This is a genomic window from Streptomyces yangpuensis, assembly GCF_024666385.1.
Classification (GTDB): Bacteria; Actinomycetota; Actinomycetes; order Streptomycetales; family Streptomycetaceae; genus Streptomyces; species Streptomyces yangpuensis.
Window position 1 is genome coordinate 2791173 of sequence record NZ_CP102514.1, and the last position, 25451, is coordinate 2816623.

Annotated in this window: 27 protein-coding genes, 1 tRNA gene and 1 riboswitch; of the genes, 13 read left to right on the top strand and 15 right to left on the bottom strand. The window is 69.1% G+C overall.

Annotated features, from left to right (window positions below):
* Window positions 1-10 precede the first annotated feature (10 nt).
* The 4 genes from NRK68_RS12720 (at window position 11) to NRK68_RS12735 (ending at window position 5292) form a co-directional block, all read left to right on the top strand.
* Window positions 11-2950, top strand: a complete 2940-nt coding sequence (locus NRK68_RS12720) for a Z1 domain-containing protein (RefSeq protein ID WP_257855811.1) — start codon at window positions 11-13, stop codon at window positions 2948-2950.
* 95 nt (window positions 2951-3045) lie between these two features.
* Window positions 3046-4023, top strand: a complete 978-nt coding sequence (locus NRK68_RS12725) for a NaeI family type II restriction endonuclease (protein ID WP_257855812.1) — start codon at window positions 3046-3048, stop codon at window positions 4021-4023.
* Between the two features lie 2 nt (window positions 4024-4025).
* Window positions 4026-4859: an HNH endonuclease gene (locus NRK68_RS12730; RefSeq protein ID WP_257855813.1), complete on the top strand. Its 834-nt coding sequence runs from the start codon at window positions 4026-4028 to the stop codon at window positions 4857-4859.
* Window positions 4852-5292 carry a very short patch repair endonuclease gene (locus NRK68_RS12735; RefSeq protein ID WP_257855814.1) on the top strand — a complete coding sequence of 147 codons (441 nt, stop codon included), beginning with the start codon at window positions 4852-4854 and terminating at the stop codon, window positions 5290-5292. Before NRK68_RS12730 ends, NRK68_RS12735 begins: the two co-directional genes overlap by 8 nt.
* Before the next feature lie 14 nt (window positions 5293-5306).
* Here NRK68_RS12735 and NRK68_RS12740 read toward each other — a convergent pair whose 3' ends face one another.
* The gene (locus tag NRK68_RS12740; RefSeq protein WP_257855815.1) at window positions 5307-6377 is read right to left on the bottom strand and encodes a DNA cytosine methyltransferase; all 1071 of its coding nucleotides are present in this window, start codon (window positions 6375-6377) and stop codon (window positions 5307-5309) included.
* Window positions 6378-6537: 160 nt separating this feature from the next.
* Between NRK68_RS12740 and NRK68_RS12745 the strand changes: the two genes are divergently transcribed.
* Window positions 6538-7287, top strand: coding sequence for an HNH endonuclease (locus NRK68_RS12745; RefSeq protein WP_257855816.1), 750 nt, complete (start codon window positions 6538-6540; stop codon window positions 7285-7287).
* 128 nt (window positions 7288-7415) lie between these two features.
* Here NRK68_RS12745 and NRK68_RS12750 read toward each other — a convergent pair whose 3' ends face one another.
* A complete protein-coding gene (locus tag NRK68_RS12750) occupies window positions 7416-7712 on the bottom strand; it encodes a hypothetical protein (protein WP_257855817.1) in 297 nt (98 codons plus the stop codon).
* A 39-nt stretch (window positions 7713-7751) separates the two neighbouring features.
* Entirely contained in the window at window positions 7752-7943 is a 192-nt protein-coding gene (locus tag NRK68_RS12755; protein ID WP_257855818.1) for a hypothetical protein, read from the bottom strand.
* Between the two features lie 186 nt (window positions 7944-8129).
* Here NRK68_RS12755 and NRK68_RS12760 point away from each other — a divergent pair, with 186 nt between their 5' ends.
* Entirely contained in the window at window positions 8130-8666 is a 537-nt protein-coding gene (locus NRK68_RS12760; protein ID WP_257855819.1) for a GNAT family N-acetyltransferase, read from the top strand.
* Window positions 8667-8700: 34 nt separating this feature from the next.
* Window positions 8701-9717: a hypothetical protein gene (locus NRK68_RS12765; protein WP_257855820.1), complete on the top strand. Its 1017-nt coding sequence runs from the start codon at window positions 8701-8703 to the stop codon at window positions 9715-9717.
* Here the strand turns inward: NRK68_RS12765 and NRK68_RS12770 are convergent.
* From NRK68_RS12770 to NRK68_RS12790, 5 genes are all read right to left on the bottom strand, one after another.
* Window positions 9687-10946, bottom strand: a complete 1260-nt coding sequence (locus NRK68_RS12770) for a DUF445 domain-containing protein (protein WP_183065543.1) — start codon at window positions 10944-10946, stop codon at window positions 9687-9689. The two genes, NRK68_RS12765 and NRK68_RS12770, sit on opposite strands and share 31 nt — an antisense overlap.
* Before the next feature lie 766 nt (window positions 10947-11712).
* The gene (locus tag NRK68_RS12775) at window positions 11713-12369 is read right to left on the bottom strand and encodes a DUF1707 SHOCT-like domain-containing protein (protein ID WP_183065544.1); all 657 of its coding nucleotides are present in this window, start codon (window positions 12367-12369) and stop codon (window positions 11713-11715) included.
* Window positions 12370-12542: 173 nt separating this feature from the next.
* Entirely contained in the window at window positions 12543-13514 is a 972-nt protein-coding gene (locus NRK68_RS12780; RefSeq protein ID WP_183065640.1) for an ABC transporter ATP-binding protein, read from the bottom strand.
* A 6-nt stretch (window positions 13515-13520) separates the two neighbouring features.
* Entirely contained in the window at window positions 13521-14450 is a 930-nt protein-coding gene (locus tag NRK68_RS12785) for an ABC transporter permease (protein WP_373023519.1), read from the bottom strand.
* Window positions 14443-15246, bottom strand: coding sequence for an ABC transporter permease (locus NRK68_RS12790; protein ID WP_046774759.1), 804 nt, complete (start codon window positions 15244-15246; stop codon window positions 14443-14445). The genes NRK68_RS12785 and NRK68_RS12790 overlap by 8 nt, the downstream gene beginning before the upstream one ends.
* 188 nt (window positions 15247-15434) lie before the next feature.
* Here NRK68_RS12790 and NRK68_RS12795 point away from each other — a divergent pair, with 188 nt between their 5' ends.
* The gene (locus NRK68_RS12795) at window positions 15435-17888 is read left to right on the top strand and encodes a transglycosylase domain-containing protein (protein WP_257855821.1); all 2454 of its coding nucleotides are present in this window, start codon (window positions 15435-15437) and stop codon (window positions 17886-17888) included.
* 23 nt (window positions 17889-17911) lie between these two features.
* On the opposite strand, the gene NRK68_RS12800 is transcribed toward NRK68_RS12795, so the two are convergent.
* From NRK68_RS12800 to NRK68_RS12810, 3 genes are all read right to left on the bottom strand, one after another.
* Window positions 17912-18232 carry a DMT family transporter gene (locus NRK68_RS12800; RefSeq protein ID WP_257855822.1) on the bottom strand — a complete coding sequence of 107 codons (321 nt, stop codon included), beginning with the start codon at window positions 18230-18232 and terminating at the stop codon, window positions 17912-17914.
* Window positions 18233-18262: 30 nt separating this feature from the next.
* Window positions 18263-18327, bottom strand: a riboswitch (guanidine-III (ykkC-III) riboswitch).
* Window positions 18328-18437: 110 nt separating this feature from the next.
* Window positions 18438-18779 (bottom strand): GroES family chaperonin, encoded by a 342-nt coding sequence (locus NRK68_RS12805; protein WP_030852162.1) that lies wholly within the window; start codon window positions 18777-18779, stop codon window positions 18438-18440.
* Between the two features lie 43 nt (window positions 18780-18822).
* A complete protein-coding gene (locus tag NRK68_RS12810; RefSeq protein ID WP_183065546.1) occupies window positions 18823-19143 on the bottom strand; it encodes a DUF3618 domain-containing protein in 321 nt (106 codons plus the stop codon).
* A 124-nt stretch (window positions 19144-19267) separates the two neighbouring features.
* On the opposite strand from NRK68_RS12810, the gene bcp reads away from it, so the two are divergent.
* The 4 genes from bcp to NRK68_RS12830 all read left to right on the top strand — a co-directional run bounded on the left by bcp (window position 19268) and on the right by NRK68_RS12830 (window position 21204).
* Window positions 19268-19735: a thioredoxin-dependent thiol peroxidase gene (gene bcp / locus NRK68_RS12815; protein WP_046774756.1), complete on the top strand. Its 468-nt coding sequence runs from the start codon at window positions 19268-19270 to the stop codon at window positions 19733-19735.
* 155 nt (window positions 19736-19890) lie between these two features.
* Window positions 19891-20541 (top strand): HNH endonuclease, encoded by a 651-nt coding sequence (locus NRK68_RS12820; RefSeq protein WP_257855823.1) that lies wholly within the window; start codon window positions 19891-19893, stop codon window positions 20539-20541.
* The gene (locus tag NRK68_RS12825) at window positions 20538-21071 is read left to right on the top strand and encodes an HNH endonuclease (RefSeq protein ID WP_183065548.1); all 534 of its coding nucleotides are present in this window, start codon (window positions 20538-20540) and stop codon (window positions 21069-21071) included. The genes NRK68_RS12820 and NRK68_RS12825 overlap by 4 nt, the downstream gene beginning before the upstream one ends.
* Window positions 21072-21120: 49 nt before the next feature.
* Window positions 21121-21204 (top strand) — tRNA-Leu (locus NRK68_RS12830).
* 63 nt (window positions 21205-21267) lie between these two features.
* Here the strand turns inward: NRK68_RS12830 and rdgB are convergent.
* The 4 genes from rdgB to NRK68_RS12850 form a co-directional block, all read right to left on the bottom strand.
* Window positions 21268-21882, bottom strand: a complete 615-nt coding sequence (gene rdgB / locus NRK68_RS12835) for an RdgB/HAM1 family non-canonical purine NTP pyrophosphatase (protein WP_183065549.1) — start codon at window positions 21880-21882, stop codon at window positions 21268-21270.
* A gap of 7 nt (window positions 21883-21889) precedes the next feature.
* Complete coding sequence (locus NRK68_RS12840) at window positions 21890-22270, bottom strand: hypothetical protein (protein WP_030962817.1); 381 nt, start codon at window positions 22268-22270, stop codon at window positions 21890-21892.
* Between the two features lie 176 nt (window positions 22271-22446).
* Window positions 22447-23172 carry a ribonuclease PH gene (gene rph / locus NRK68_RS12845; RefSeq protein ID WP_030962816.1) on the bottom strand — a complete coding sequence of 242 codons (726 nt, stop codon included), beginning with the start codon at window positions 23170-23172 and terminating at the stop codon, window positions 22447-22449.
* 202 nt (window positions 23173-23374) lie between these two features.
* Window positions 23375-23608, bottom strand: coding sequence for a PTS sugar transporter subunit IIB (locus NRK68_RS12850; protein ID WP_030662640.1), 234 nt, complete (start codon window positions 23606-23608; stop codon window positions 23375-23377).
* A gap of 229 nt (window positions 23609-23837) precedes the next feature.
* Here NRK68_RS12850 and NRK68_RS12855 point away from each other — a divergent pair, with 229 nt between their 5' ends.
* Entirely contained in the window at window positions 23838-25133 is a 1296-nt protein-coding gene (locus NRK68_RS12855; RefSeq protein WP_257855824.1) for a PTS transporter subunit EIIC, read from the top strand.
* The last annotated feature ends 318 nt before the right edge of the window (window positions 25134-25451 follow it).

Here is a 25451-nt window from a genome sequence, read left to right on the forward strand (position 1 = left end):
CTGTGCCCCTGTGACCGACCACCTGCTTAATCTCCACACTGACGCACTCGGCGCCATGCGACGCGGGCCCAAGGGTTTCAGCCGCCTCGCGGCTGGGCTGTCCGAGACCGATGACGGACACGAGACGGACCTCGGGGTTTTTCAGGCCCGCATTCTAGAGGGCGACGCCGGACTGACGACCCTCTGGAGTCGTGCCCTTTGCCAATGGGACGCCGCGCTCACGGCTGACTGGTCCAGCGCGCCGCCCTGCTCGGATGAACGGCGCGCTGACGCGTACGCACGTCTGGGCTTCGGTGCCGACCTTGCCAAGTCCCTGGACGCTGCTGCCCCCGTCGACAAAGGCCCCCAGCCCGTCGTGATCAGTGAGAGCAACCAGGCCTGGTACACCCGGGACAAAGCCGTGTCCCGCGCCTTCTACTGGCCGGCGTACGAGAACCTTCTCCGCACCAAGGGATGGAGCGAGCCGGCGATCACCAGCCTTGGAGAGGCTGCCCACAACGTCGTGGAACGCCTGTCTGATCCGGCCCGTGTCGAAGCCTACGGTGCCCGCGGCCTGGTCGTTGGATACGTCCAGTCCGGCAAGACCGCCAACTTCACAGGCGTCATCGCCAAGGCAGTGGACGCCGGTTACCGCCTCGTCATCGTGCTCGGCGGCACGCTTAACCTGCTGCGTGGCCAGACTCAGCGGCGCCTCGACATGGAGCTGATCGGCCAGGAGAACATCCTCGGCGGGGCCGACCCCACTGATCTCGACGCGCTGGTCGGCGTTGACTACCAGGACGACGAGGACTGGCCCGGGAAGTTCGTTTCACACGGCAGCAGGCCTTCGCATCTGGGCGCATTCGACCTGGAGCGTCTGACGACGAAGGACAAGGACTACCAGTCGCTGGAACGGGGCATCCGCGCCCTGGACATCGAGAAGGTGGAGAAGTCCCTCCCTCTCTACCATCCGGCAAACCTGCACCCTGCGGCAGCCCGCATCATGGTCGTCAAGAAGAACAAGGCTGTCCTGACCAAACTTGTGAACGACCTCAAGAAGATCGGCCCGATCCTCGGCGAGATCCCGGCGCTCATCATCGATGACGAGTCCGATCAGGCTTCGGTCAACACAACGGATCCGAGCAAGTGGGAAGAGGGCAAAGAAACCCGGTCTGCCATCAACACGCTGGTGTGCCAGCTTCTGGGCCTTATGCCCCGCGCCCAGTACATCGGCTACACCGCAACTCCTTTCGCGAACGTGTTCGTCGACCCTGACGACTCCGCGGATCTGTTCCCGCGTGACTTCCTGGTATCACTTCCCCGCCCCGTCGGGTACATGGGCGTGGAGGACTTCCACGACCTTGACTCTGACCTGCCCGCCAGCGAGCGAACGGTTGCCAACTCCCGGGAAGCCGCACACGTACGCGGCATCGACACCAGCACGGGTGACCGTCTCCTCGAAGCCATAGACGCCTTCGTTCTCGCCGGCGCCATGAAGCTCTACCGCTCGGCAAAGGGAGTCCCCGACGGACCGTTCCGGCACCACACCATGCTGGTTCACGAATCAGTGCGTGTGGCGGACCATGCGGCACTCGCCGCCCGCATCAAGGGCTTGTGGGATTCGTCCTACATGAGCAGCGAGTCCCACTTCCGCCTGGCTGCGCTCTTCGAATCGGACTACATGCCGGTGTGCAGCGCCCGGAGTGACGGGCTGCCCGTCCCTGGCTCGTACGAGGAGCTGCGCAGCCACGTCAGCCGTGCCCGGCAGCTCATTGGGTCCGGCGGAAATCCCGTCATCATCGTCAATGGGGCAAATGAGAAGGACTACGCGCAGCCTGGTCTCGACTTCGACCGCACACCAAACGTCTGGAAGATCCTGGTCGGCGGCACCAAACTGTCCCGCGGCTTCACCGTAGAGGGTCTAAGCGTCACGTACTACCGGAGGAAAACACAGCAAGCCGACACGCTGATGCAGATGGGCCGCTGGTTCGGCTTCCGCCCAGGCTACCGGGACCTCGTTCGCCTCTACATAGGCCGGGAAGAACCATACGGCAAGGACAAGTCTCTGGACCTGTACGAGGCGTTCGAGGCGATCTGCCAGGACGAGGAAGCATTCCGCTCCGAACTCACCCAGTACGCCCAGATGATCGACGGTGAGCCGCAGCTGACACCTCGCAGAGTGCTTCCTCTGGTCTCCCAGCACCTCGGGCTCGTCAAGCCGACGGCACGCAACAAGATGTTCAATGCCGAGCTCACAGAGATCCGCTCACCGGGGCGGCCCATCGAGCCTGCCGCCTACCCCAGGGAACCCGCAAAGATCCAGGCCAACGCAAAGCGCTGGAAGCCCCTCCTCCATGTTTTCGGCGCAGCCCGGCAGACACTGGACCTGCCCCCGGACGAGACAAGCCCCCTCACCCGGACGTTCGAGGCGGCGCTCGCTGCCGTCCCGCACGACAGCCTGGTCAGCGTCCTGCGGCAACTGGAGTGGGAAGGCGATAACCACTTCGAGCCCCACCTCAACTACCTCTCCAAGCTCAACGGCGAACTCGCCAAGGTAGACGACTGGCTTCTTGTCGCACCGCAGACAACACCGAACCGGCGGATCGAAGCGAGTGTGCTGGGCTCGGCGCCGACTTCGCTGGTCAGGCGTTCACGCCAGCTCGACAAGGCCGCGTTCGGCCGCATCTCCGGTATGGAGCACCGAAGGTGGGCCGAGTCGCTCATCGAGGAAGCGGGCTCGGGCAATGAAAGCGTGCGGGCCCGCGCGCTGGGCGTGAGCTCTCGCACAGGCATCGTTCTGGTCTATCCCGTGGTGGAAGCGTCAAAGGACGCTGCGCTCCTGGCTGCTGTCACAGACGGCACGGCTGACCCTAAGCGCGTCATCATGGCGTTCACCGTGGTCCCACCCACCACTGCCAATGATTCCACGCGTCGCCTGCTCCGCTATCAGGCAAAGCGTTCAGGGATCTAACGCAGCCGAAACGGGCAGCCCTGAATAGCATCGGGGCTGCCCGTGCCCGTTCACGCAATGCCGGCAACGTACACCCACCCGACAAGGAGCAGTACTTGCTGCCTCTCGATATTTCGGCTGCGGCCAACATTCACTCCCAGGCTCTCCTTGAGAGTGACCAGGAGCTGCAAGCGGTGCACAATTACCTAACCCGTCTCGACCCAGCTGGGCAGCGATTCTCCACGGTTCTGCGCGACACGATCGATCAGCTGCTCAACGGTGAAGTAACTGGCCGGTATGACTGGAAGACGCTCTTCAAAACCGAGAAGACCCACGCCGGGACGCTCGTCGAAATCAACCTGCAGCGCGAGTTCAGGTTCGACGACGGTATCGATATGGATTACAGGATTGCGGGCATCGACGTTGACTGCAAATACTCCCAGCAGTTCGGTTCCTGGATGATTCCACCAGAGGCTGTAGGGCACCTGTGCCTGCTGGTCTGGGCAGATGACTATACGAGCCGCTGGAGTGCAGGACTGCTGCGCATAGAGGAGCAGTGGCTGAACCGGGGAACCAACCGGGATATGAAGCTGACCGTGAAGGCCGAGCACCGCAACAAGATCCTCTGGCTGTCACATCAGGAAGCCCTCCCAGAGAACGTACTCCTGCACCTCCCTGCAGCCACGCGGGATGCCATCCTGTCGTCCTCCTCAGGGCAGAAGCGTGTCAACGAGCTCTTCCGGCAGGTTCAGAACCGGAGGATCGGCCGCGGAGTGGTGCGCACTGTCGCCCAGCAGAGTGACTACATGGCTCGCGTTCGAGAGGCCCAGGGACGCGCACGCACCGTGCTCCGCGAAGAAGGTGTACTCATCCCCGGTCACTACAGCAGCCACCAGCACGTCGCCCGGGCTCTCGGTGCGCAAGTCCCCCGCCCTGGAGAGCTCGTCAGTTTCCGTGTCGCGCAGGCCAGGCCATACCACGGGGACCGGCCTCGTATCGATCTTGATGGCCGGACTTGGGTACTCGCTGATGATGACGACCCCGTAGAGACCGCGCCGTTTCTTCCCAAACACACAGAGAACGACAGAACCTGATCATGCCCAAGGTCCAGGACCGCCGCCTTCCCGAACCCGACTCCCCTGAGATACGCCAGCTCTTCCCGCTAGAGAGCGTGCGCCAGCTGTATGGATTCCTGTACGAGCGGCGCGACTCGCCGCCTACTACAGAGGAGATTCACGCATTCGTTGCCGACCTCTTCGGACCACAGTCGGAGGCCATCCGCAGGCTGAGGTCCATCCGGGACTGCTTCGTGGTTCAGCGCACCCAGACAGGGAGAATTCACCGGTACCGGCTGCTCGGCTGGAAAGCCGACGCCCCTGATGCAATGCGCGGGACCCTTAGCCGGGCAACACGGGCGCGCATCCTTGCTCCCCAGCGCTGCGCTCAGTGCGGTCGGACACCCCTCGGCGATGAGGTCAAGCTTCACATCGACCACAAGATTCCCATCTCGTGGGGCGGAGAAGATGATGACGACAACCTTCAGCCCCTGTGCGAGGAATGCAATCTGGGCAAGCGGGACTTCTACGCAACTTACGATTCACACTCCGCTGCAATCAGAAATGCCACGAGACAGGATGAACCACACGGCAGGATCGGCGAGCTGCTCAAGGCCCTGGAAGGCGAATGGGTACCGTCTGATCTCATCAGCATTGTCGCCTCAATGAGGCAGTATCAGGATGACTGGCAGCGACGGCTACGCGAACTCAAAGATCTTGGCTGGGTATACCATAACCGTGTCACCTGGCCAGCAGGCAGCAGGCGGGCACTCTCCGAGTACCGCCTCGTAAAATGGACACCATGGCCCGAAGGGTCAATCCGTTCCGCTATCGAAGAGGGAAAAAGCAGGAAGCGGGCCAGAGAGGATGACTGAGGACTGGATTCCGCCGACCGGCTCCTGGGCTTCCTCAGCAGCACGGCGCCGGAACATGCAGGCGATCCGCAGCAGGGACACCAAGCCTGAACAGCTGGTGCGCCGCCTAGTACACGCCCAAGGGCTGCGCTACCGGGTCGCGGCGAGGCCTTTGCCTGACCTTCGCCGGACGGCCGACATGGTCTTCCGTCCGGCGAAGCTGGCCGTCTTTATCGACGGATGCTACTGGCACGGCTGCCCGGAGCATTACGTCCCGCCCAAGACGAACAGTGGCTACTGGTCGAAGAAGGTGCTCGGAAACGTGGCCCGCGACAGGGACACGGACGAGCACCTCAGAGCTGCCGGGTGGACCGTACTCCGCTTCTGGGAGCATGAGCCTCCGGAAGACTGCGCACTGACCATCGCTGCTACGGTCAGTCGCCTTCGCCGCTGACGGAATCCCAGCCGTCAGGCCGTCTCCCCGGCAATCTTCTTCTGCTCCAGGGCCGCCCTGATCCGCAGACCAACTGCCTCAGCTACGGGTGGCGGGAATGCGTTCCCCACCTGCCGGTATGCAGCGGTCTTCCTTCCCCGGAACTGCCAGCTCGGAGGGAAACCCTGAATGATCGCCGCCTGCTCGACGGTCAGCTTGGGACCAGCCGCGGCAAAAAGATCTCTGTCCTCGTCTGCGATCTTGTCCCAGTCATTGGCCACCCCCATGCCGCAGACGCCGAGCTTCCCCCACGCCTTCTTGGCGCGGGTCGGGCCGAGGTCGGCTCCACCGTGCTTCTTGGAACCGCCGACAAGGGTCGGAGCGATGTCTGTGGCCGCTGCGGCGAACCACTTCTTGAACGCCTCCTCCGCACCTGGGGCCGAGGACTGCTCAAATCGGTGGCGCATCGTCTCCTCCAGCGCCTGCCCCACCGTGACCTTGCTGATTTCGTCCTCGGCTACCTCGCTCGCCGGCTTGAACGGGACGAAGAACGGGGCGTACTCCGGCAGCAGTGCCACCAGGATGGCTCTCGGCCGGAGCTGCGGAACTCCGAAGTGCCACGCTTCCAGCACCTCCCACATGCACACCTCGTACCCGGCGTCCTTCAGGCGCCGCTGGATCGTGTTCTCCCGGTACTCCCGGAACTTCTCCGGGGGTTCGAGCAGACCGCGCACGTTCTCGATCATGACGGCCTTGGGGTGCAGGTCCTCAACCATCTTGAGCATGGTCGGGAAGAGGTCACGCTCATCGTCCTGCCCCAGCTGCTTGCCTGCCGTGGAGAACGGGGGGCAGGGCACTCCACCGGCGAGGAGCGAAAGCTCCCCGTACGCCAGGCCCAGCTCGGCCACATCGAACTCGGTGAGGTCCCGCTGCAGAACACGGCAGCCCTCCCAGTCGGCGGTATTCGCCTTGAGGGTCGTGACCGCGTTTTCGTCAATCTCGATCAACGCATGATGCTTGAACCCGGCACGGTGCAGTCCCAGGGCCTGGCCCCCTGCCCCGGCGCAGATCTCCACCGACGTGAACCCCGACTCAGTGCTGGTCATGCACCCTCCTTCCAGACTTGCGCGACGGACACACCTTGCAATCCGCCCTCACAGAGGGTGACAGACCCCACTGACAACGCGACCCCCACCAGTGTGCGACACGATTCGGCTTGCCCTGTACTCCCCGCAGGCTGCAACGAACGCTTATACGATATTCGCCATGCGTAGCCCTTCGTGGACTTGGGACGAATTGCTGCTGGCCTGCGCGCTCGTCGTCAGGAACGGCTGGCGCGAGCTGAGGGTCGGCGACCCCTCTGTGACCGAGCTCTCCGACCTGCTCCGGGCCCTGCCCCTGCCCGACCGCACGGGCCTGGCAGACAGCCTGCCCGAGTACAGGTCTGCCGGGAGCGTTTCCCGCAAGACCACGGACCTCGCCTCCAACCACCCTGGCTACCCGGGCAGGCCCACAAAGGGCGGGAAGCTGGACAAGCTGATCATCAAGGAGTTCCTGGCCCGCGAGGCCGCAATGCTGCAGGCCGCAGATGCCATCGAGACCGGAATCAGCTCAGGTCAGCTTGCCCTGATCCCCGAGCAGCCGGACGAAGCAGACGAGGACGGAACAACCGCGGCGGAAGGCCGTCTGCTTGCCCGGTGGGCCATCTCCCGGGAACGGAACCCAGCACTGCGCAAGGGCAAGATCGCCCAGGTCCGCAAGCTGGGATTGCCCCTGCGCTGCGCGGTATGCGCCTTCGATTTCCGTTCCGCTTACGGAACACTCGGTGACGGATACATCGAAGTGCACCACCTGCTGCCACTCCACATTTCCGGCCCCCGCGAGACCAAACTGAACGATCTCGCTCTGCTATGCGCCAACTGCCACCGCATGTGCCATCGCAGCCACCATGGGGCGTCCTGGCGCACCCCCGGCGAGTTGAGGACCGAAATGGAGCGGTCACGAAGCAGGGGGTGAGACAGAGGAACGGCGCCACGAGCGGCCGGCTGAAGCTGACATGGCAGGGCTGCTGATGACCCACCCCGAACCGTGCGGCTGTGCGGTCCTGCGGCACGCGCGGAGTCTCCTGCCCGGACGGGCAGCCCTCAGCGGTCGGCCGTGGCGTAGGTGGTGGCGGCCATGGCGGCGGCTGCCGTGAAGACCGCGGGCCAGGCGCCGATCTTCTTCGCCAGGGGGTGCGAGCCCGCGAAGGCGGCGACGTAGGCCGCGCCCAGCAGGGCCGTCGTGGTCGGCGTCGTGCGGCGGTGCCACTCGCGGGCCGCGAGGGTGCCGGCCGCCGCGAGGACCACGCCGCCGAGCGGACGCTTGCCGGTCCAGCGGGCGGCGGCGTAGCCGCCGACCAGGCCGCCTGCGGCTACGAGCGAGGTGGGGAACTGCGCCATCGTGGGGGCCTCCAGCCGTTCGAACGTCTCCGCACGAGGCTAACGCGCCCGCCGCGCGAACCTGCGCGCGGCCGCCACCGCCAGCACGACCGCGGCGCCGCCCAGGACGTTGTCGGGGAGCGCGTCCTGCAGTGCCCGCGGGAGCACGGCCACGACCCCCAGGATCACGAAGAACGCCACCGCGCAGGCGGCGAGACCCATCAGGACCCTGCCGAGGAGATTGTTGTGCACGCCGGGCTCAACGCCGGCCCGGGCGGGCCGATACGGGTGGTCCGCAACACCGTACGGAAGTCGGATTTGTCGCACACCCTCCGGATCTGTGGACCTGCCCGCCCCGGCACCGCGCAGGCGTAGATTCAGTCTTCGATAGGGGCGATACGACCCAAGCCACCCAAGCCGGCCCAAGGAGCTGCAAACGTGATCTGTTACGGACCGGCTGTCCTCGACCTCACCGACGAACTGGCCGACACCTACGGCGAGGTCTTCTCGGCCCCGCCGTGGAACGAGGACGAAGAAACCATTCGCCAGTTCGCCGTGCGGCTGCAGACGGACAGCCGGCGCCCCGGCTTCCGTACCGCCTTCGCGCAGTCGCCCCTCGGCGTCGACGGATTCGCCACCGCCTGGCTGACGCCCCGCGCCTTCCCCACGGACCGGTCCTACGGACGGGTCGCCGCCCAACTCGGCCGGCAGCGCGTACGGGAGCTCCTCGTCGGAGCCCTGGAGATCGACGAACTCGCCGTACGGCCGCACGCGCGCGGACACGGCACCGGCCGCGCCCTGCTGGCGGAGATCACCGCCGACGCCCCCGACGACCGGGCCTGGCTGCTGACCGCCCGCGCCGCCACCGACACCGTGGCCACCTACCACCGGCTCGGCTGGCACGAGGTGAAGCCCCTGCCCGGAACCGAGAACGCAGTCGTCGTCTTCCTCGCCCCGAACCACCCCTCGGCCTGAGCGTCGACCGCCCGCCACCGGGCATACCGGGGGCATGATCACTCGTACCGCCCAGCGCCAGCAGAACATGGCCACCCACCACCAGCTCCGGCAGGCCGGCATCCCGGCCGCCACCATCAGCGGCCGCAGCCGCCGCGGAGGACCCTGGCAGCGGCTCCTCCCGAGGGTCTACCTCCTGCAGACCGGCCCACCCGACACCCGGCAGCAGGCCCTGTCCGCCGTCCTGTACGCCGCCCCGCCCACCGCGGACCCGCTCGCCGGGACCACCGCCGCCCTCACCGGCGGCGCGGCCCTCGCCCTCCTCGGCATCCGCGACGCACCACCCGAACCCCTGGACGTCCTCGTCCGCGCCCCCCGGTCGGTGGCCGCAACCGGACGCGTCCGGCCCGCCTCGACGACCCGCTGGCCCACCACCATCACCATCGCCGGGGTCCCCAGCACCCGCCCGGTCCGGGCCGCCACCGACTTCGCGGCCCGCACGGACGACCCGGACCTCGTACGCTCCGTCCTCGCCAACGTCGTCCAGGGCGGCTGGTGCCACCCCCACGACCTGCACGCCGAACTGCGCGCCGCCCGGGTACGCCACCGCCCCGCCGTCCGGGCGGCCGCCGCGGAACTCGTCGCCGGCGTACGGTCGATCGCCGAGGGCCGCGCCCGCGACACCCTGTCCGCCACCGACCTGCCCGCCCCGCTCTGGAACGCCCGGCTCCACGAACCCGACGGAACCTTCCTCGCCAGCCCCGACGCGTACTGGCCCGAGGAGGGCGTGGCACTGGAGATCGACTCCGCGGAGTACCACTACACGCGCGACTCCTGGCAGGCCACGCTGCGCCGCAGACTGCGCATGGAAGCCCGGGGCGTCCTGGTGGTCAGCACGACGCCCGGGATCCTGCGCGAGCGGCCCGCGGACCTGATCGCCGCCCTGCGCGCACTCCTCGCCCTGGGCACCGCCCGCCCCACCCCGCCGCAGGTCACGGCCCGCGGACACGCCCAACTGGAGCTGCCGCTCCCCCGACCCGGCTACGCGCCGAAGGCGCGGGAGACCGTGTAGATCAGCAGGCCCGCCAGGGCGCCGACCACCGTGCCGTTGATACGGATGAACTGCAGGTCGCGGCCGATGTGGGCCTCGATCTTGCGGGAGGTGTGCTCGGCGTCCCAGGCCGCCACCGTGTCCGTGATCAGCGAGGTGATCTCCTTCCGGTAGGTGGTCACCACATAGACGACGGCACCTTCGATCCAGCCCTCCACCTTCGCCTGGAGACGGCCGTCGGTGGCCAGGCGCGCGCCCAGGGACATCAGCGAGGCACGGACCCGCAGGCGCAGCTCGCTCTGCTCGTCCTCCGCCGCCGAGATGATCATCGAACGGATCGCGGACCACGCCGAGGCGATGACGTCCTGGACCTCGTCACGGGCCAGGATCTCGGACTTGAGGCGTTCCACCTTCGCGCGCGTCTCCGTGTCCGACTGCAGGTCGGCGGCGAAGTCCCGCAGGAAACGGTCCACCGCGGCGCGCGCCGGATGCTCAGGCATGTCCCGCATCTCCGTGACGAAGCGGAGCAGCTCCTTGTAGACGCGCTCGCCCACCTTGCGGTCCACGAACCGCGGGGTCCAGCCGGGGGCACCGCCCTGGACCGCGTCCGTGATCGAGTCCCCGTGGGTGATCAGCCAGTCGTGCGCCTTGGCACAGACGAGGTCGACGGCACGGCGGTGGCCGCCGTCGGCCACGACCTTCTGCAGCGTCTTGCCGATGCCCGGCGCGATCTCGGCGGTCTCGGCGCGCCGCGTGATGGCCTCGCCGACGACGGCCTGGACGTCGGAGTCGCGCAGAACGGTCAGCGCCCCGCGCAGGGCCGTGGCCAGCTCGGCCGTGACGCGGTCGGCGTGCGCGGGCTCGGCCAGCCAGGCGCCCAGGCGGCCGCCGATGCCGAGGGCGTGGAGGCGGGCCCGGACCACGTCGGAGGAGAGGAAGTTCTCGCCGACGAACTCGCCGAGCGTGACGCCGAGCTGGTCCTTCTTGGTCGGGATGATCGCGGTGTGCGGGATGGGCAGGCCGAGGGGGCGCTTGAAGAGGGCGGTGACGGCGAACCAGTCCGCGAGCGCGCCGACCATGCCGGCCTCCGCGGCGGCGGCGACGTAGCCGGCCCAGCCGCCGGCACCCCAGGCGTGCTGGGCGTACTTGGCCAGTACGTAGACCAGCGCGACCAGCAGCAGGAGGCCGGTCGCGGTGGCCTTCATCCTGCGGACACCTCGGCGGCGCTCCTCGTCGGCGGCGTTGAACACGAACGCTCCGCGGGGATGGGGCGGGGCGGCTGTGCCGTCGGCTCTGCCGACGGCTCTGGTGCGGTCGTCCACGTGGTCCTGCCTTCCCCCGGGGCGCCGGGCGCCGGTTTTGTCTGCATAGCATCCGACTCCTGGGAGGGCGGCGGAGTTCCCGCCACGCCCTTCCGCTCCCGCGGGTCCCTTGCGGGGTTGCTCGGCCGGGGCCTGATCGTGCTGCCGGGCTGCGGTGCGGTGCGGGGCCCCTGCGGGGTTGCTCGGCGGGGGTCTGATCGTGCTGTCGGGCGGGGTACGGGCGCGGTGCGGGTGGGTCGGGGGGCCGGGCAGGGGTATCTCCTCGGCTCGGCGCGTGCGGCCCTGGCCCGGCCAGGCGGCTCTGGTCGCGCCTCGTCCTGCGGGGACACCCCTCCCCGTCCCCCCTCCAGCAGTACGGGCCGGTGGGGCGGGGACACGGCGGAGTGTCCCCGCAGGACGAGCGCGCAACCAGGGCCGACTCGGCACGACAAGGCCGCACGCGCCGAGCCGAGGAGACACTCCGGCGGGGCACCGCCCCACACCCTTGCGCCACCGCCCAGCCGGAACACTGGCCACCCCGGCGGGAGCCGAAGGGTGCACTCCTGGCCGGCGAAATCCAGCCCCGCCGGCGATTGAGGCGCGGGGTCCGGGGCGGAGCCCCGGCAGCCCCGGCGGGAGCCGAAGCGCACCGCCCCGCACCCTTGCGCCACCGCCCAGCAGGAACCACGGCAGCCCCGGCGGGAGCCGCGCCGCGTTACCGCTTGTGGAGGGACATGCCGCCCCGTGGCGGCTTCGGGTGCTTGATCTTGACTTCTACGCCGCCCCAGAAGGCGAAGCCCGTCACCACCACCCGCGGAGCGCCCGGCTCCGTGGGGCCCGGGCTGTCGCGCTGGTCGAAGGCGCCCATGAAGCCGAAGCCCCGCACGTCCACGTCCACCCCCGGCGGCACCGTGATCTCGATGCCGCCCATGATCGCGACGCAGTTGATCACCACCTCGCGCTGCGCGAAGTCCGCCTCGCGCAGGTCCAGCTCGCCGCCGCCCCAGAACGCCACCGCGTCGAAGCGGGCCGGGACCGTCCAGCGGCCCTTGCGCTGGAAACCCGACATCACCGCGACGGCCAGCGACGACGAGCCCGTCCCGCCGATCCGGCCCGGCCAGGCGGCAGCCCCGGCTGCCGCCGCCACGGGCGGCGCCGCGGCCGGGGCGGTGGCCGCCGGCAGGTCCGCCGTCAGCGGTTCCAGCTGCGCGTACGTACGGGACTTGTACGCCGCATCCAGCCGCTCCTCGAACTCCTCCATGTCGAGCCGGCCCTCGGCGACGGCGTCACGCAGACGCTCCACCACCCGGTCCCGGTCGGCATCCGACGCCCTCAACTCCGGCAACGGCTTCTCCGGCCGCTCGTCACTCATACGCACCAGACTATGCACGCACACGCGGGAGTTGTATGGTCCGGCCCCTGAGACCACCCCCGACCGGACCCTGAGACCACCCCCGAGCCGCGCCCGCGCGGCGCCCGCGCCCCACAGCCCCGCCCGAGCCCCGCGCCCCGCGCCCCGCGCAGCCGCGCCGCGCAGCGCCCCGCTCAGTCCCGCCCCGCGTACATCCGCGCGATCACGTCCTCGATGTCCGGCTCCCGCACCGACAGGTCCACCAGCGGGTACTCCGCCGCCACCGCCGACACCAGCGGCGCGGCCGACTGCCCCGCCGGGAAGGCCAGCCACTGCCGGGGCCCCTCCACCTTCACCACCCGCGCCCCCGGCACGCTGATCGGCGCCAGCTCCCGCTCCAGGTCCACCACCAGCGTCCGCTCGCTCTCCCCCGCCGGCCCCGCCGCGTGCAGCCCGCCCAGTACCCCGTCGTACATCAGCCGCCCGTGGTCGATGACCATCACCCGCTCGCAGAGCTGCTCGATGTCCTGGAGGTCGTGCGTGGTCAGCAGCACCGTCGTGCCGCGCTCCTCGTTCAACTGCCGCAGGAAGCCCCGTACCTTCGCCTTGCTCACCACGTCGAGCCCGATCGTCGGCTCGTCCAGGTACAGCACGTCGGGATCGTGCAGCAGCGCCGCCGCGATGTCCCCGCGCATCCGCTGCCCGAGCGACAGCTGACGCACCGGCACGTCGAGCAGTTCGGCCAGGTCCAGGCGGTCCACGCACCGCTCCAGGTTCTCCTCGAACCGCGCCCTCGGCACCCGGTACATCCGCCGCATCAGCCCGTACGAGTCCTTCAGCGGCAGGTCCCACCACAGCGTGGTGCGCTGCCCGAAGACCACCCCGATCCGGTGCGCGAGCCGCACCCGCTCCCGCGCCGGGTCGATGCCCGCGACCCGCAGCCGGCCGCCGCTCGGGTTCAGGATGCCGGTCAGCATCTTGATCGTGGTCGACTTGCCGGCCCCGTTGGGCCCGATGTAGCCGACCATCTCGCCCCGCGCGACCGCGAAGCTGATCCCGTCCACCGCCCTGACCTGGCGTTTCTCCCGGCGCATCAGGCTCACCCGGCGCCGTACGTCAAAGACCTTCTCGACCCCGTCCAGCGAGATCAGCACATCATCGTCCACCACGGCTCAGCTCCCCGTACTCCGGTACGAACGGACTCCCGCGCGCCAGGCCAGCGACGCGGGCACGAACACCACGAAGGCCACCAGCGGGCTCAGGAACGCGGCCCACCCCGGCAGTCCCAGCGGATCGGGCCGCCCCAGCACATACAGCGCGGGCAGCCAGTTGACGAAGGCCAGCGGGACGATGAAGGTCACCCCGCGCAGCAGCTCCGTCGCGAAGACCGTCGGCGGGTACTGCAGCATCGTGCAGCCGCCGTAGGTGAAGGAGTTCTGCACCTCCGCCGCGTCCCCGGCGACGAACTGGAAGGCGGCCCCGGCCACCATCACCGCCGCGAAGATCGCCGCACCGGACAGCACCATCACGGGCACCAGCAGCACCTTCCCGCCTGTCCAGTCGACCTCCAGCGACCAGAGCGCCCAGCCCAGCACCCCGAGCCCCTGCACGACCCGGCCCAGCCGGCGCAGCGCGAAGCGGTCGGCCGCGACCTGCGCGAGCAGCGGGACCGGCCGTACCAGCATGGTGTCGAGCGAGCCGTCGCGGATCCGGGCGCCGATCCGGTCGGTGTTGCCCAGCAGCAGGTCCGCCAGTCCCAGGGACGCCGAGCAGGACCCGTACAGCAGGGCGACCTCGGGCAGCGTGAAGCCGCCGAGGACGTCCACGTGCGAGAACATGATGGAGATCGCGACGAAGTCCAGCAGTGTGATCGCCGCGTTCCCCACCGTCGACAGGACGAAGGACGTCCGGTACGTCATCGTCGACCGGATCCACATGGCCACGATCAGGCCGTAGCCGCGCAGCCCCTCCAGGACCCGGCCGCGCGCCCGAGGCACCTCCGGATCCGTGAACTTCCGCCGCTTCTGCGCCGGCCGTGTCGCGGCCGTACCCGCCGTACCTGCCGTACTTGCCGTACCCGCCGTACCGGTCGCCTCAGCCACCCTGGACCACCACCTTCCGCGTCGCCGCCGACTGCAACAGCCGCCCGGCGCCCAGCAGTACGAGGACCCAGCCGGCCTGGAAGCCCAGCGCGCCGACCGCGTCCCCGGCCCCCGAGTGCACGCCCAGCAGCACGTCCATCGGGACCTGGAGCATGGCCGCCCAGGGCAGTACGCGCACGAACTCCCCGAAGGCACCGGGGAAAACGGTCAGCGGCAGCAGCATCCCCGAGAAGAAGATCGAGACGACGGTCGCCATCAGGTTGATCCCCGACCCGTCCATCAGCCAGAAGGCCAGCAGCCCCAGCATGTAGCGCACGGCGAAGCTCACCACCAGCCCGAGCACGACGGAGACCAGGAACAGCAGCCACCGCCACGGGTCCGAAGGCAGTGCCAGCTGGAAGGCCAGCGCCCCCGCCACGAGCGGGACCAGCCCGCGCCCCAGCAGTTGGAAGGCGGACCTGCCCAGGTCGGCCGCGAGCCACCACATCTGCAGGTCCGCGGGCCGGTACAGGTCGACGGCGATGTCGCCGGTGCGGACCCGCTCCTGGATCTCCTCCTGGAACCCGCCGCCGATGAACGCCCCGGCCGCCAGCAGCGACTGGCTCACCCAGACGAAGGTCAGGGCCTGGGCCCGGTCGTAGCCGCCGAGCCCCGGACGCTGGTCCCACAGGGCGGCGTACGTGAACGCGACGATGAACCCGAACACGGTATTGGTGAAGACGCCCGCCGCGGTCGCCGTGCCGTAGGTGGCGTATCGCCGGAACCCGCCGGCCGCGACCGCCGCGTAGAGGCGCACTCTCTGGCGCACCGTATCCCCTCCGTTTTCCACGTCGTTCCTACGTCGGCCAAAGCGCGCGAGCTTAGTGCGGAGGGGCGAGCCACGCGACCGATTTACCCCCGTCCGGGACGGTGGTCACCGGCCATCGGGTAGACACCATGAGGTACAGAAGTGGATATTTCGAACAGCGTCGAGGAGTCCTGGAGATGAGCGACCAGTCACCACCCGCGGGCTGGACCCCTCGCGACCCGGACACCCCGCCCGGCGGTCACGCGGGACCCGCGGGACCCGGCGCACCGGGAGGACCTCCCGGGCCAGAAGGACCCGGCGGGAAGGCCCGTCGCCGGCGGACCGGCCTGCGGCGCCTCCTCCCCACCTGGCGCATGGTCCTCGGCACCGTACTGCTCCTCGCCCTCCTGATCGGCGGCGGCCTCGTGGCCGGCTACCTGCTGGTCGACATCCCGCCGGCCAACGCCGCCGCGACCGCGCAGTCCAACGTCTACCTCTACTCCGACGGCTCCCAGATCGCCCGCGACGGCGAGGTGAACCGCGTCAACGTGCCCCTCTCGCAGATCCCGCTGACCGTCCAGGAGGCCGTACTGGCCGCAGAGGACCGGGACTTCTACTCCGAACGGGCGGTGGACCCCAAGGCGATGGTCCGCGCCGCCTGGAACACGGCGACCGGCAAGGGCACCCAGTCCGGCTCGACGATCACCCAGCAGTACGTCAAGAACTACTACTTGGGCCAGGAACAGACGATCAAACGCAAGGCCAAGGAGTTCTTCATCGCGGTCAAACTCGGCCGCGAGAAGTCCAAGGCGTACATCCTCGAGGGCTACCTGAACACCAGCTACTTCGGGCGCAACGCCTACGGCATCCAGGCCGCGTCCCAGGCGTACTACGGCAAGGACGCCGGCAGCCTCACCACCGCCGAGGGCGCCTACCTCGCCACCCTGCTCAACTCCCCCAGCGCCTTCGACGTCGTCTCCCACCCGCAGAGCCGCACCCGCGCCCTCGCCCGCTGGAACTACGTCCTCGACGGCATGGTCAAGAAGGGCTGGCTGCCCGCCGCCGAACGCGCGGCCACCGGCTTCCCCGAGCCCGGCAAGGTGCGCGCCGCCGCCGGCCTGTCCGGCCAGCGCGGCTACCTCGTCGAAGCGATCAAGGAGTTCATCCTCGACCGCAAGATCCTCGACGACAAGACGCTGGCCGAGGGCGGCTACCGGATCACGACCACCATCGACCGCCGCCACCAGGCCGTCTTCGTCGCGGCCGTCGACGACCGGATGCTCGGCAAACTCGACCCCGACGCCCGCAAGGCGGACCGGGTGGTCCGGGCCGGCGGCGTCTCCATCGACCCGGCCACCGGCAAGGTCGTCGCCATGTACGGCGGCGTCGACTACACCAGGCAGTACGTGAACAACGCGACCCGGCACGACTACCAGGTCGCCTCCACCTTCAAGCCGTTCGTCTTCGCGGCCGCCGTCGAGAACGACTCCCGCACCCAGGACGGCCGCCGGATCACCCCCCACACCGTCTACAACGGCGACAACAAACGACCCGTCGTCGGCGGCCGGATCCGCTTCGCCCCGGAGAACGAGGGCCAGGTCTCCTACGGGAACATCACCGTCAACACCGCCACCGACCTCTCCGTGAACGCCGTCTACGCGCAGATGGCCGTCGACGTCGGCACCGCCAGGGTCAAGAAGACCGCCATCGACCTCGGCATCCCCGAGGACACCCCGAACTTCGTGGCCGGCCCGGCCATGGCACTCGGCACCCTTCAGGCCAGCGTCCTCGACATGACCCAGGCGTACGCGACCCTCGCCGACCACGGCCGCCGCACCCCCTACACCTTCCTGGAGGAGATTGCGAAGGGCGGCGACAAGATCACCCTGCCCGAGCGCCCCTCCGTCCAGGCCATCAGCCGCGAGGCCGCCGACACCACCACGTCCATGCTGGTCAGCGTCGTGGACAACGGCACCGGCACGGCGGCCCTCGCCGCCGGCCACCCGGCCGCGGGCAAGACCGGCACCGGTGAACTGGACCGCTCGGCGTGGTTCGCGGCCTACACCCCCAACCTCGTCACGGTGGTCGCCATGATGGGCCAGGACCCGGACACCGGCACCCTGGAGTCGCTGTACGGGGCGCTCGGCGAGTCCCGCATCGGCGGTGGCGGCTACCCGGCCCGGATCTGGGCCGCGTACACGAAGACCGCGCTGGAGGGCACCGACCCCGTGGACTTCCAACTCGACCTCCAGCCGGGCGCCGCGCAGCCCCAGCCGCCGCCCTCCACGCAGTCGGACCCGCCGCAGGAGACACCGGGCGACGGCACCCCGCCCCCCGACCGGCGGCCGACCCCGCCGTCCGGCGGCCAGGACGGCGGCGGACAGGACGACGGCGGGCAGAACTCCGGCGGCCGGACGCAGGGCGGCCAAGACAACGGGGGCCAGGACGGCGGGGGCGGCGACAGCGGCGGCCGGACTCAGGGCGGCCAGGACACCGGAGGCCGGACCCAGGGCGGCCAGGACGACGGCGGCACCAGCCAGGGCGACGAGGGCGGCACCACCGCGGGCACCCAGGGCGGGGCCGGCTCGGGCGGCTGGGACGGCGGCGGGGTCATCGGGGGCCCGCGCCCGCCGTCCGCGTTCCTGGAGTAGCCGTTCCTGCCGTACCCGCAGGCTCAGTGACCGGAGGTCGCCTTCAGCCCCACCACGGCCACCAGCAGCAGACAGATGAAGAAGATCCGGGCGGCGGTGACCGGCTCACCCAGCACCGCCATACCGAGCACGGCCGCACCGGCGGCACCGATGCCCACCCACACCCCGTACGCCGTGCCGATGGGCAGGGTCTTCGCGGCGTAGGACAGCAGCACCATGCTGGCCACGATCCCGGCAGCTGTGAACACACTGGGCCACAGCCGGGTGAAGCCCTCGGTGAACTTCATGCCGATCGACCAGCCGACTTCGAGCAGACCGGCGAGGAGAAGAAGAACCCAGGCCATGACGGCACCTCCGAGAATCGAGCGATACGGGGTGCGTCGTCTTTGCGTACCCGGTACGGCGCGTCTCGTCGGGTTCTCACCCACCGTAGCAAAGGACAGCGGAAAGGGCCGGTGACCCGGGCCACCAGCCCTTGCGCGCGACCACCGGTCCGATCAGAGGTCCAGAGGTCGGAGGTCAGAGATCAGAGGTACAGCCCGTCAAAGGTCAGAGGTACAGCCCGGTGGAGTCGTCCGACCCCTCCAGCCGCTCCGCGGCCACGGCGTGCAGGTCCCGCTCACGCATCAGCACGTACGTCGCACCGCGCACCTCGACCTCGGCACGGTCCTCGGGGTCGTACAGCACCCGGTCCCCGGGCTCGACGGTCCGGACGTTCTGCCCGACCGCGACGACCTCGGCCCAGGCCAGCCGCTTGCCCACGGCGGCCGTCGCCGGGATCAGGATGCCGCCGCCGGAACGCCGCTCACCCTCGGGCAGATCGGACTTCACGAGCACGCGGTCGTGCAGCATGCGGATGGGCAGCTTGTCGTGGGTGGTGTTCTCGCTCACGCCACGAACCTACCTGCCCGCGCCCGTCCCGTACCGCGCAGGGTCATCCGCGCTTGTGGCGCGCCGAGACGACCAGCAGTCCGACCAGACCGGCCGCGACCAGCGCCACGGGCACGATGCGCTCCAGGCGCGGGCTGCCGTCCGGGTGGCGCAGACCGTCCCGCACGTCCGTCACGACACGGTTCACCGTGGCGAAGGCCCGCCCCGCGGTCTGGTCGACGGTCGAGGCGACCCGGGCCCGCGCGTCCCCGATGATCGTCTGCGGGTGCATGCGCACGCCGATCTCGTCGAGCGTCTCGGCGAGCTGCTCGCGGCGGCGGACGATGTCCGCCTCGATCTGTGCGGGGGTCCTGGCTTCCGACACCGCGCTGCCTCCGTCGTCGTGGTCGTGGTCGTGGTGGTGGTGATCGTGTGGGGCGTAGTCCGCCGTGAACAGTCTGTCAGCTTAGTCTCGTGACGTACCGATCCCCTCCCGAGGAGACTGTCAGATGAGCGAGCGACTGCAGCCGGGCGACACCGCCCCCGCCTTCACCCTGCCCGACGCGGACGGCAACGAGGTCTCGCTCGCCGACCACAAGGGCCGCAAGGTCATCGTCTACTTCTACCCCGCCGCGCTGACGCCGGGCTGCACGAAGCAGGCGTGCGACTTCACGGACAACCTGGACGCCCTGGCCACGGCCGGCTACGACGTCATCGGCGTCTCCCCCGACAAGCCGGAGAAGCTCGCGAAGTTCCGCGAGAAGGAAAACCTGAAGGTCACCCTGGTCGGCGACCCGGAGAAGGAGACCTTGGCGGCGTACGGGGCGTTCGGCGAGAAGAAGCTGTACGGCAAGACGGTCACGGGCGTCATCCGCTCGACGGTGGTCGTGGACGAGGAGGGCAAGGTCGAGCACGCCTTCTACAACGTGAAGGCCACGGGCCACGTAGCCAAGATCATCAAGGACCTGGGCATCTGACTCCCCTGCCCCCGTCCTCTTGGAGCGGGCCGCCCCTGAACAGGGCCGGCCCGCTCCGCTTATCGGACGACCCCACCCGTGACCGTCCGACTATCGCCTCGTTGCTCCGTACGAGAGCCGCACACGCGGCCGGATACACGGAGGGGGGGGCGGGCATGCCGATCAGCCCGTACACGAAGGAACGCCTGTCGGAAGCGGCGCGCGCGTCACGCACGATGACGGAGGCGTTGGAGTACCTCGGGCTGGACCCGAAGAGCGGGTCCCGTGAGTACATGCGCAGGCGCATGGCCCAGCTCGAAGTGGACACCTCGCACTTCGAACGTGAGGGGAATCGCTGGACGCGAAGGATCCTGGAGGAGGCGGTGAGCGCCTCCAGCAACATGTACGAGGTCCTGCGGCGCCTGGGCCTCGACGCGGTGGGCGGAAACCACACCCACATCACGCGCCGGGTCCGCGCGCTCGGCATCGACACCTCGCACTTCACCGGACAGCCCCGGACGGATCGGATGCGAGACAACCACCGGAGGCGTACGCCCGCCGAGATCCTCTGCGTGGATCACTCGCCCCACCCTCGACGCACGCCGAGCTCGACACTCCGACGCGCGCTGCTGGAACTCGGAACCGAGGACTCCTGCGCCGACTGCGGCGTCGCCCCTGTATGGATGGGCGCACCCCTCCCCCTGGAGGTCGACCACATCAACGGGGACTGGCGCGACAACCGCCCGGAGAACTTGAGGCTGTTGTGCCCCAATTGCCACTCCAGCACGGACACGTACCGCGGCCGGGCGAAGGGCCGACGGCGATGACGGATGCCGCGGACACCACCGGTCCGACACCTCGGCGCCGGACGTACGCGCGGCGTGCGAAACCCGAAGCCACCCTGCTGCGTGAGGCCGTGGCTGCATCCGGCTCACTCGCCGAAACCCTGCGGCGCCTGGGCAAGGTGCCGTCGGGAGGCATGAACAGAGCGCTCAAAACGTGGATCCACGAGGACGGCTTGTCGACCGAACACTTCCTGGGCCAGGCCCACAACCGGGGCAAGCCCGGCACCACTCCCGAGCGCCGGGCCGAGGACATACTCGTCAAGCAGGACGGTCGGCGCCGCACGCGAACGTATCTGCTCCTGCGCGCGTTGCGCGAAGTCGGCGTACCCGAATGCTGCGAGATGTGCGGAACGCCTCCCGTTTGGCGAGGTCGGCCGATGACGCTGGAGGTCGACCACATCAACGGCGACTGGAGTGACGACCGACGCGAGAACCTCCGGCTGCTGTGCCCCAACTGCCATTCGATCACCGGCACATGGTGTCGAGGAGGACGTCGACGCAAGGCCGCCTGATCTTGCTGGGCCTGGGCAGTCCAGCGACCGCTATCATGGCAGGCGGCTAGCGGCGGTGGCGCAACGGCGACGCAGCAGACTTAGGATCTGTGGCCCGTGAAACGGCTTGAGGGTTCGAATCCCTTCCGCCGCATTTTCAAGGGCCTGCGAATCGAAGCTTGTTTTCGATTCGCAGGCCCTTCGGCGTGTCCGGCCGTCAGGGCAGGAGGGCTCGGATGAAGGGGACCAGGGCTCGGAAGGCCTGGCCGCGGTGGGAGATGGCGTTCTTCTCGGCCGCGGTGAGTTCCGCGCAGGTGCGGGCCTCGCCCAGGGGCTGGAGGATCGGGTCGTAGCCGAAGCCGCCCGTGCCCGAGGGGGCGTGACGCAGGGTGCCCAGGAGGCGGCCCTCCACGACGCGTTCGGTGCCGTCCGGCAGGGCCAGGGCCGCCGCGCAGAAGAAGTGGGCGCTGCGGTTCTCGTCGGCGATGTCGCCGAGCTGGGCCAGGAGCAGGTCCAGGTTGGCCTTGTCGTCGCCGTGGCGGCCGGCCCAGCGCGCGGAGAAGATGCCGGGGGCGCCGTTCAGGACGTCCACGCACAGGCCGGAGTCGTCGGCGACCGCCGGCAGGCCGGTGGCCTTGGCCAGGGCGTGGGCCTTGAGGAGGGCATTCTCCGCGAAGGTGACGCCGGTCTCCTTGACGTCGGGGATCTCCGGGTACGCGTCCGCGCCGACCAGCCCGTGGGGCAGGCCGGCGTCGGAGAGGATGGCGCGCAGTTCGGAGACTTTGCCCGCGTTGCGGGTCGCGAGGATCAGGCGGCTGGGCGTCGAGGTCATGCCCCCATTATCCCGGGGTGCAGACCTTGGAGATCTCGCTCGCCGCGTCCGCGACCGGCTGGATGTCCGGGACGGTGTTGCCGCTGTCGATGGCGGTACGGACGTTCTTGACCGCCGTGTTCATCGAGTCGATGGCCTTGCCGAGGTCGGCGTTGTCCGTCTGGTCGCCGATCTTCTTGAGGTTGGTCTCGATCTGGTCGAGTGCGTTCTTGGCGTCCTGGGGGCTGTTGCCCGCCTGGGAGACGGCCTGCTGGAGGTCGTTCGCGCCGTCCGTGATGGCGACCGCCGTGTTCGCGCAGTCCATCGCCGTGGAGATGGCGTCGCAGGCGGTGAGGGCCGGGACGGTCAGGACGGCTGCCACGGCTACTGCCGCTATGCGGAGCTTCATGCAATTCTCCCGAGTGGACTTGTGCGAGTACGAGTGCGAGTACGAGTACGGATGCGGATGCGGACACGAGGACGAGTGCGCGGGCGCACGGTGGTGAGACCGTGCGCCCGCGCCCGTTGTCCGTAGGGACGCCGAACGGTGTCCGGCGGTTGCCGACGCATGCCGACGGTGGTCGGCTACAGGCCGAGCGCGCCCCGCTGGATGGCCTCGAGGTCCGCGCAGCCGCCGGCGGCGAGGTCGAGGAGGGCGTTCAGTTCCTTGCGGTCGAAGGGCTCGCCCTCGGCGGTGCCCTGGACCTCGACGAAGCGGCCGTCGCCGGTGCAGACCACGTTCATGTCGGTCTCGGCGCGCACGTCCTCCTCGTAGCAGAGGTCGAGGAGCGGGACGCCGTCGACGATGCCGACGCTGACGGCGGCGACGGTTCCGGTGAGGGGCTTGCGGCCGGCCTTGATGAGCTTCTTCTGCTGGCCCCAGGCGACGGCGTCGGCGAGGGCGACGTAGGCGCCGGTGATGGCGGCGGTGCGGGTGCCGCCGTCGGCCTGGAGGACGTCGCAGTCCAGGACGATGGTGTTCTCGCCGAGGGCCTTGTAGTCGATGACGGCGCGCAGTGAGCGGCCGATGAGGCGGGAGATCTCGTGGGTGCGGCCGCCGATCTTGCCGCGGACGGATTCGCGGTCGCCGCGGGTGTTGGTGGAGCGCGGCAGCATCGAGTATTCGGAGGTGACCCAGCCCTCGCCGCTGCCCTTGCGCCAGCGCGGGACGCCTTCGGTGAAGGAGGCGGTGCAGAAGACCTTGGTGTCTCCGAAGGAGATGAGGACGGAGCCCTCTGCGTGCTTGCTCCATCCGCGTTCGATGGTGACCGGGCGGAGCTGTTCGGGCGTACGGCCGTCGATGCGAGACATGTGTCCGAGCCTAGTGGGTGCCCGGCAGCGCGAAGACCCCGTCCGGGTTGCGGGACGGGGTCTGCGGGTGCTGCGGGTGCTCGGTGGTGTTCGGGCCGAGCGGCCGGGACTCAGGGAGTCCGGGTCACCGGGGTCACCGGGATCACTGGGATCACTGGGATCACTGGGATCACTGGGATCACCGGATCACCGGATCACCGGATCACATCATGTCTTCGATGTCGGCGGCGATCGGGTCGGCGTCGGTGCCGATGACGACCTGGACCGCGGTGCCCATCCGGACGACGCCGTGGGCGCCGGCGGCCTTGAGGGCCGCTTCGTCGACGAGGTCGGGGTTGATGACCTCGGTGCGCAGGCGGGTGATGCAGCCCTCGACCTCTTCGATGTTCTCGATGCCGCCGAGCCCGGCGACGATCTTCTCAGCCTTGGTGGCCATGTGTTTCTCCCTGAGTGATGCGAAGAACGAGTCTCAGCGGCCGGAACATGGAGCCCTCCGCACGGCCCGCGTTGTCACGGTAACGCACGGTTGGCCCATCTACGCGAGCGCGTGTCCGGTCCCTGCCGAATGATGACGATCAGCAGCAACCTGCCCACAACTGGTCTACACCAGTGTGCACGCAACTGCTGCCGCATCCAAAAAATCCGGGCCGGTCAGGGAGACGCCGATGAGTGCGAGCAGCGCCGCCGCAGTACCGCGACCGTCGCGGCGCAACACCCTTTACCAGGGGCTGCAGAAGATGGGGCGGAGCCTGCAACTGCCGATCGCGGTCCTGCCGGCGGCCGGCATCCTGAACCGGCTGGGGCTGATCGACGCCGAGGGCACCGGTGTGTGGCCCCAGATCGCCAAGGTGATGGCCGCCGCGGGCGGCGCCCTGCTCAACGCGGACCTCGGTCTGCCGCTCCTCTTCTGTGTCGGCGTCGCGATCGGGATGGCGAAGAAGGCGGACGGCTCGACGGCGCTGGCGGCGGTGGCCGGCTTCCTCGTCTACCGCAGCGTGCTGCGGGCGTTTCCCGTGCCCTGCCCGGACGGCACGAAGGACGTGGGGGGCGGCTGCCTGGGGGCGGACGAGACCTTCGCCCAGTACACCTTCCAGAATCCGGGGGTGTTCGGCGGCATCGTCATGGGGTTGCTGACCGCCTGGTTCTGGCAGCGCTATCACCGGGTGAAGCTGGTGGACTGGCTCGGCTTCTTCAATGGCCGCCGGCTCGTCCCGATCATCATGGCCTTCGTGGCGATCGCGTTCGCCGCGCTGTGCCTGTGGGTCTGGCCGCCGATCGGTGCCGCGCTGGAGAGCTTCTCCGACTGGCTGGTGGGCCTGGACTACTGGGGTGCGGGGATCTTCGGTGTCGCGAACCGCGCGCTGCTGGTGATCGGCCTGCACCAGTTCCTGAACGTGCCGGTGTGGTTCCAGTTCGGCAGTTACACCAAGCCGGACGGCGAGGTGGTGCACGGCGACATCAACATGTTCCTCAGCGGTGACCCGGATGCGGGCCTGTTCCTGACCGGCTTCTTCCCGATCATGATGTTCGCCCTGCCGGCGGCGGCCCTGGCGATCACGCACTGTGCGAAGCCGCAGCGGCGCAAGGAGGTCGGCGGGCTGATGCTGTCGGTGGCGCTGACCTCGTTCGTCACCGGGATCACCGAACCGCTGGAGTACTCCTTCCTCTTCGTCGCGCCGGCGCTGTACGCGGTGCACGCGGTGCTGACGGGCGTGTCGATGGCGGTGACGTGGGCGTTCGGCGTCCACGACGGCTTCAGCTTCTCGGCGGGTCTGATCGACTACGTCATCAACTGGGGGCTGGCCACCAAGCCGTGGCTGATCATTCCGATCGGGCTGGGCTTCGCCGTCGTCTATTACGTCGTCTTCCGCTTCGCGATCACGAAGTTCGACATCCCCACGCCGGGCCGGGAGTCGGACGAGGAGATCGAGGCGATGCAGGCGGAGAACACCAAGGCGTAACCGGCTTGGCCCGCAGGGCCGTTCGACCCGGTCGCCGAAGGCCCTCGGATCCCGGATCCGGGGGCCTTCGGCCTGTCCGGAGGTCCGGGTGCGGGGGCGGCCGCGAGGACCCCCGCTCCGTGTGGCGTAGGCCACAGGAAAACGAAGGTTCCTTATCTAACCCTCACCGTGCTACAACTGGTCTACACCACGATTGGTGTAGACCACGCGGGCCTATCTGAGCCCTCGTACCCCCATTTCTGAGACGTCGCCGCCCCCCGTTCTTTCCCTGTCGGCGTCGCCTTGCCCACTGGAGGAAGTTGTGTCCACGGCTACCGC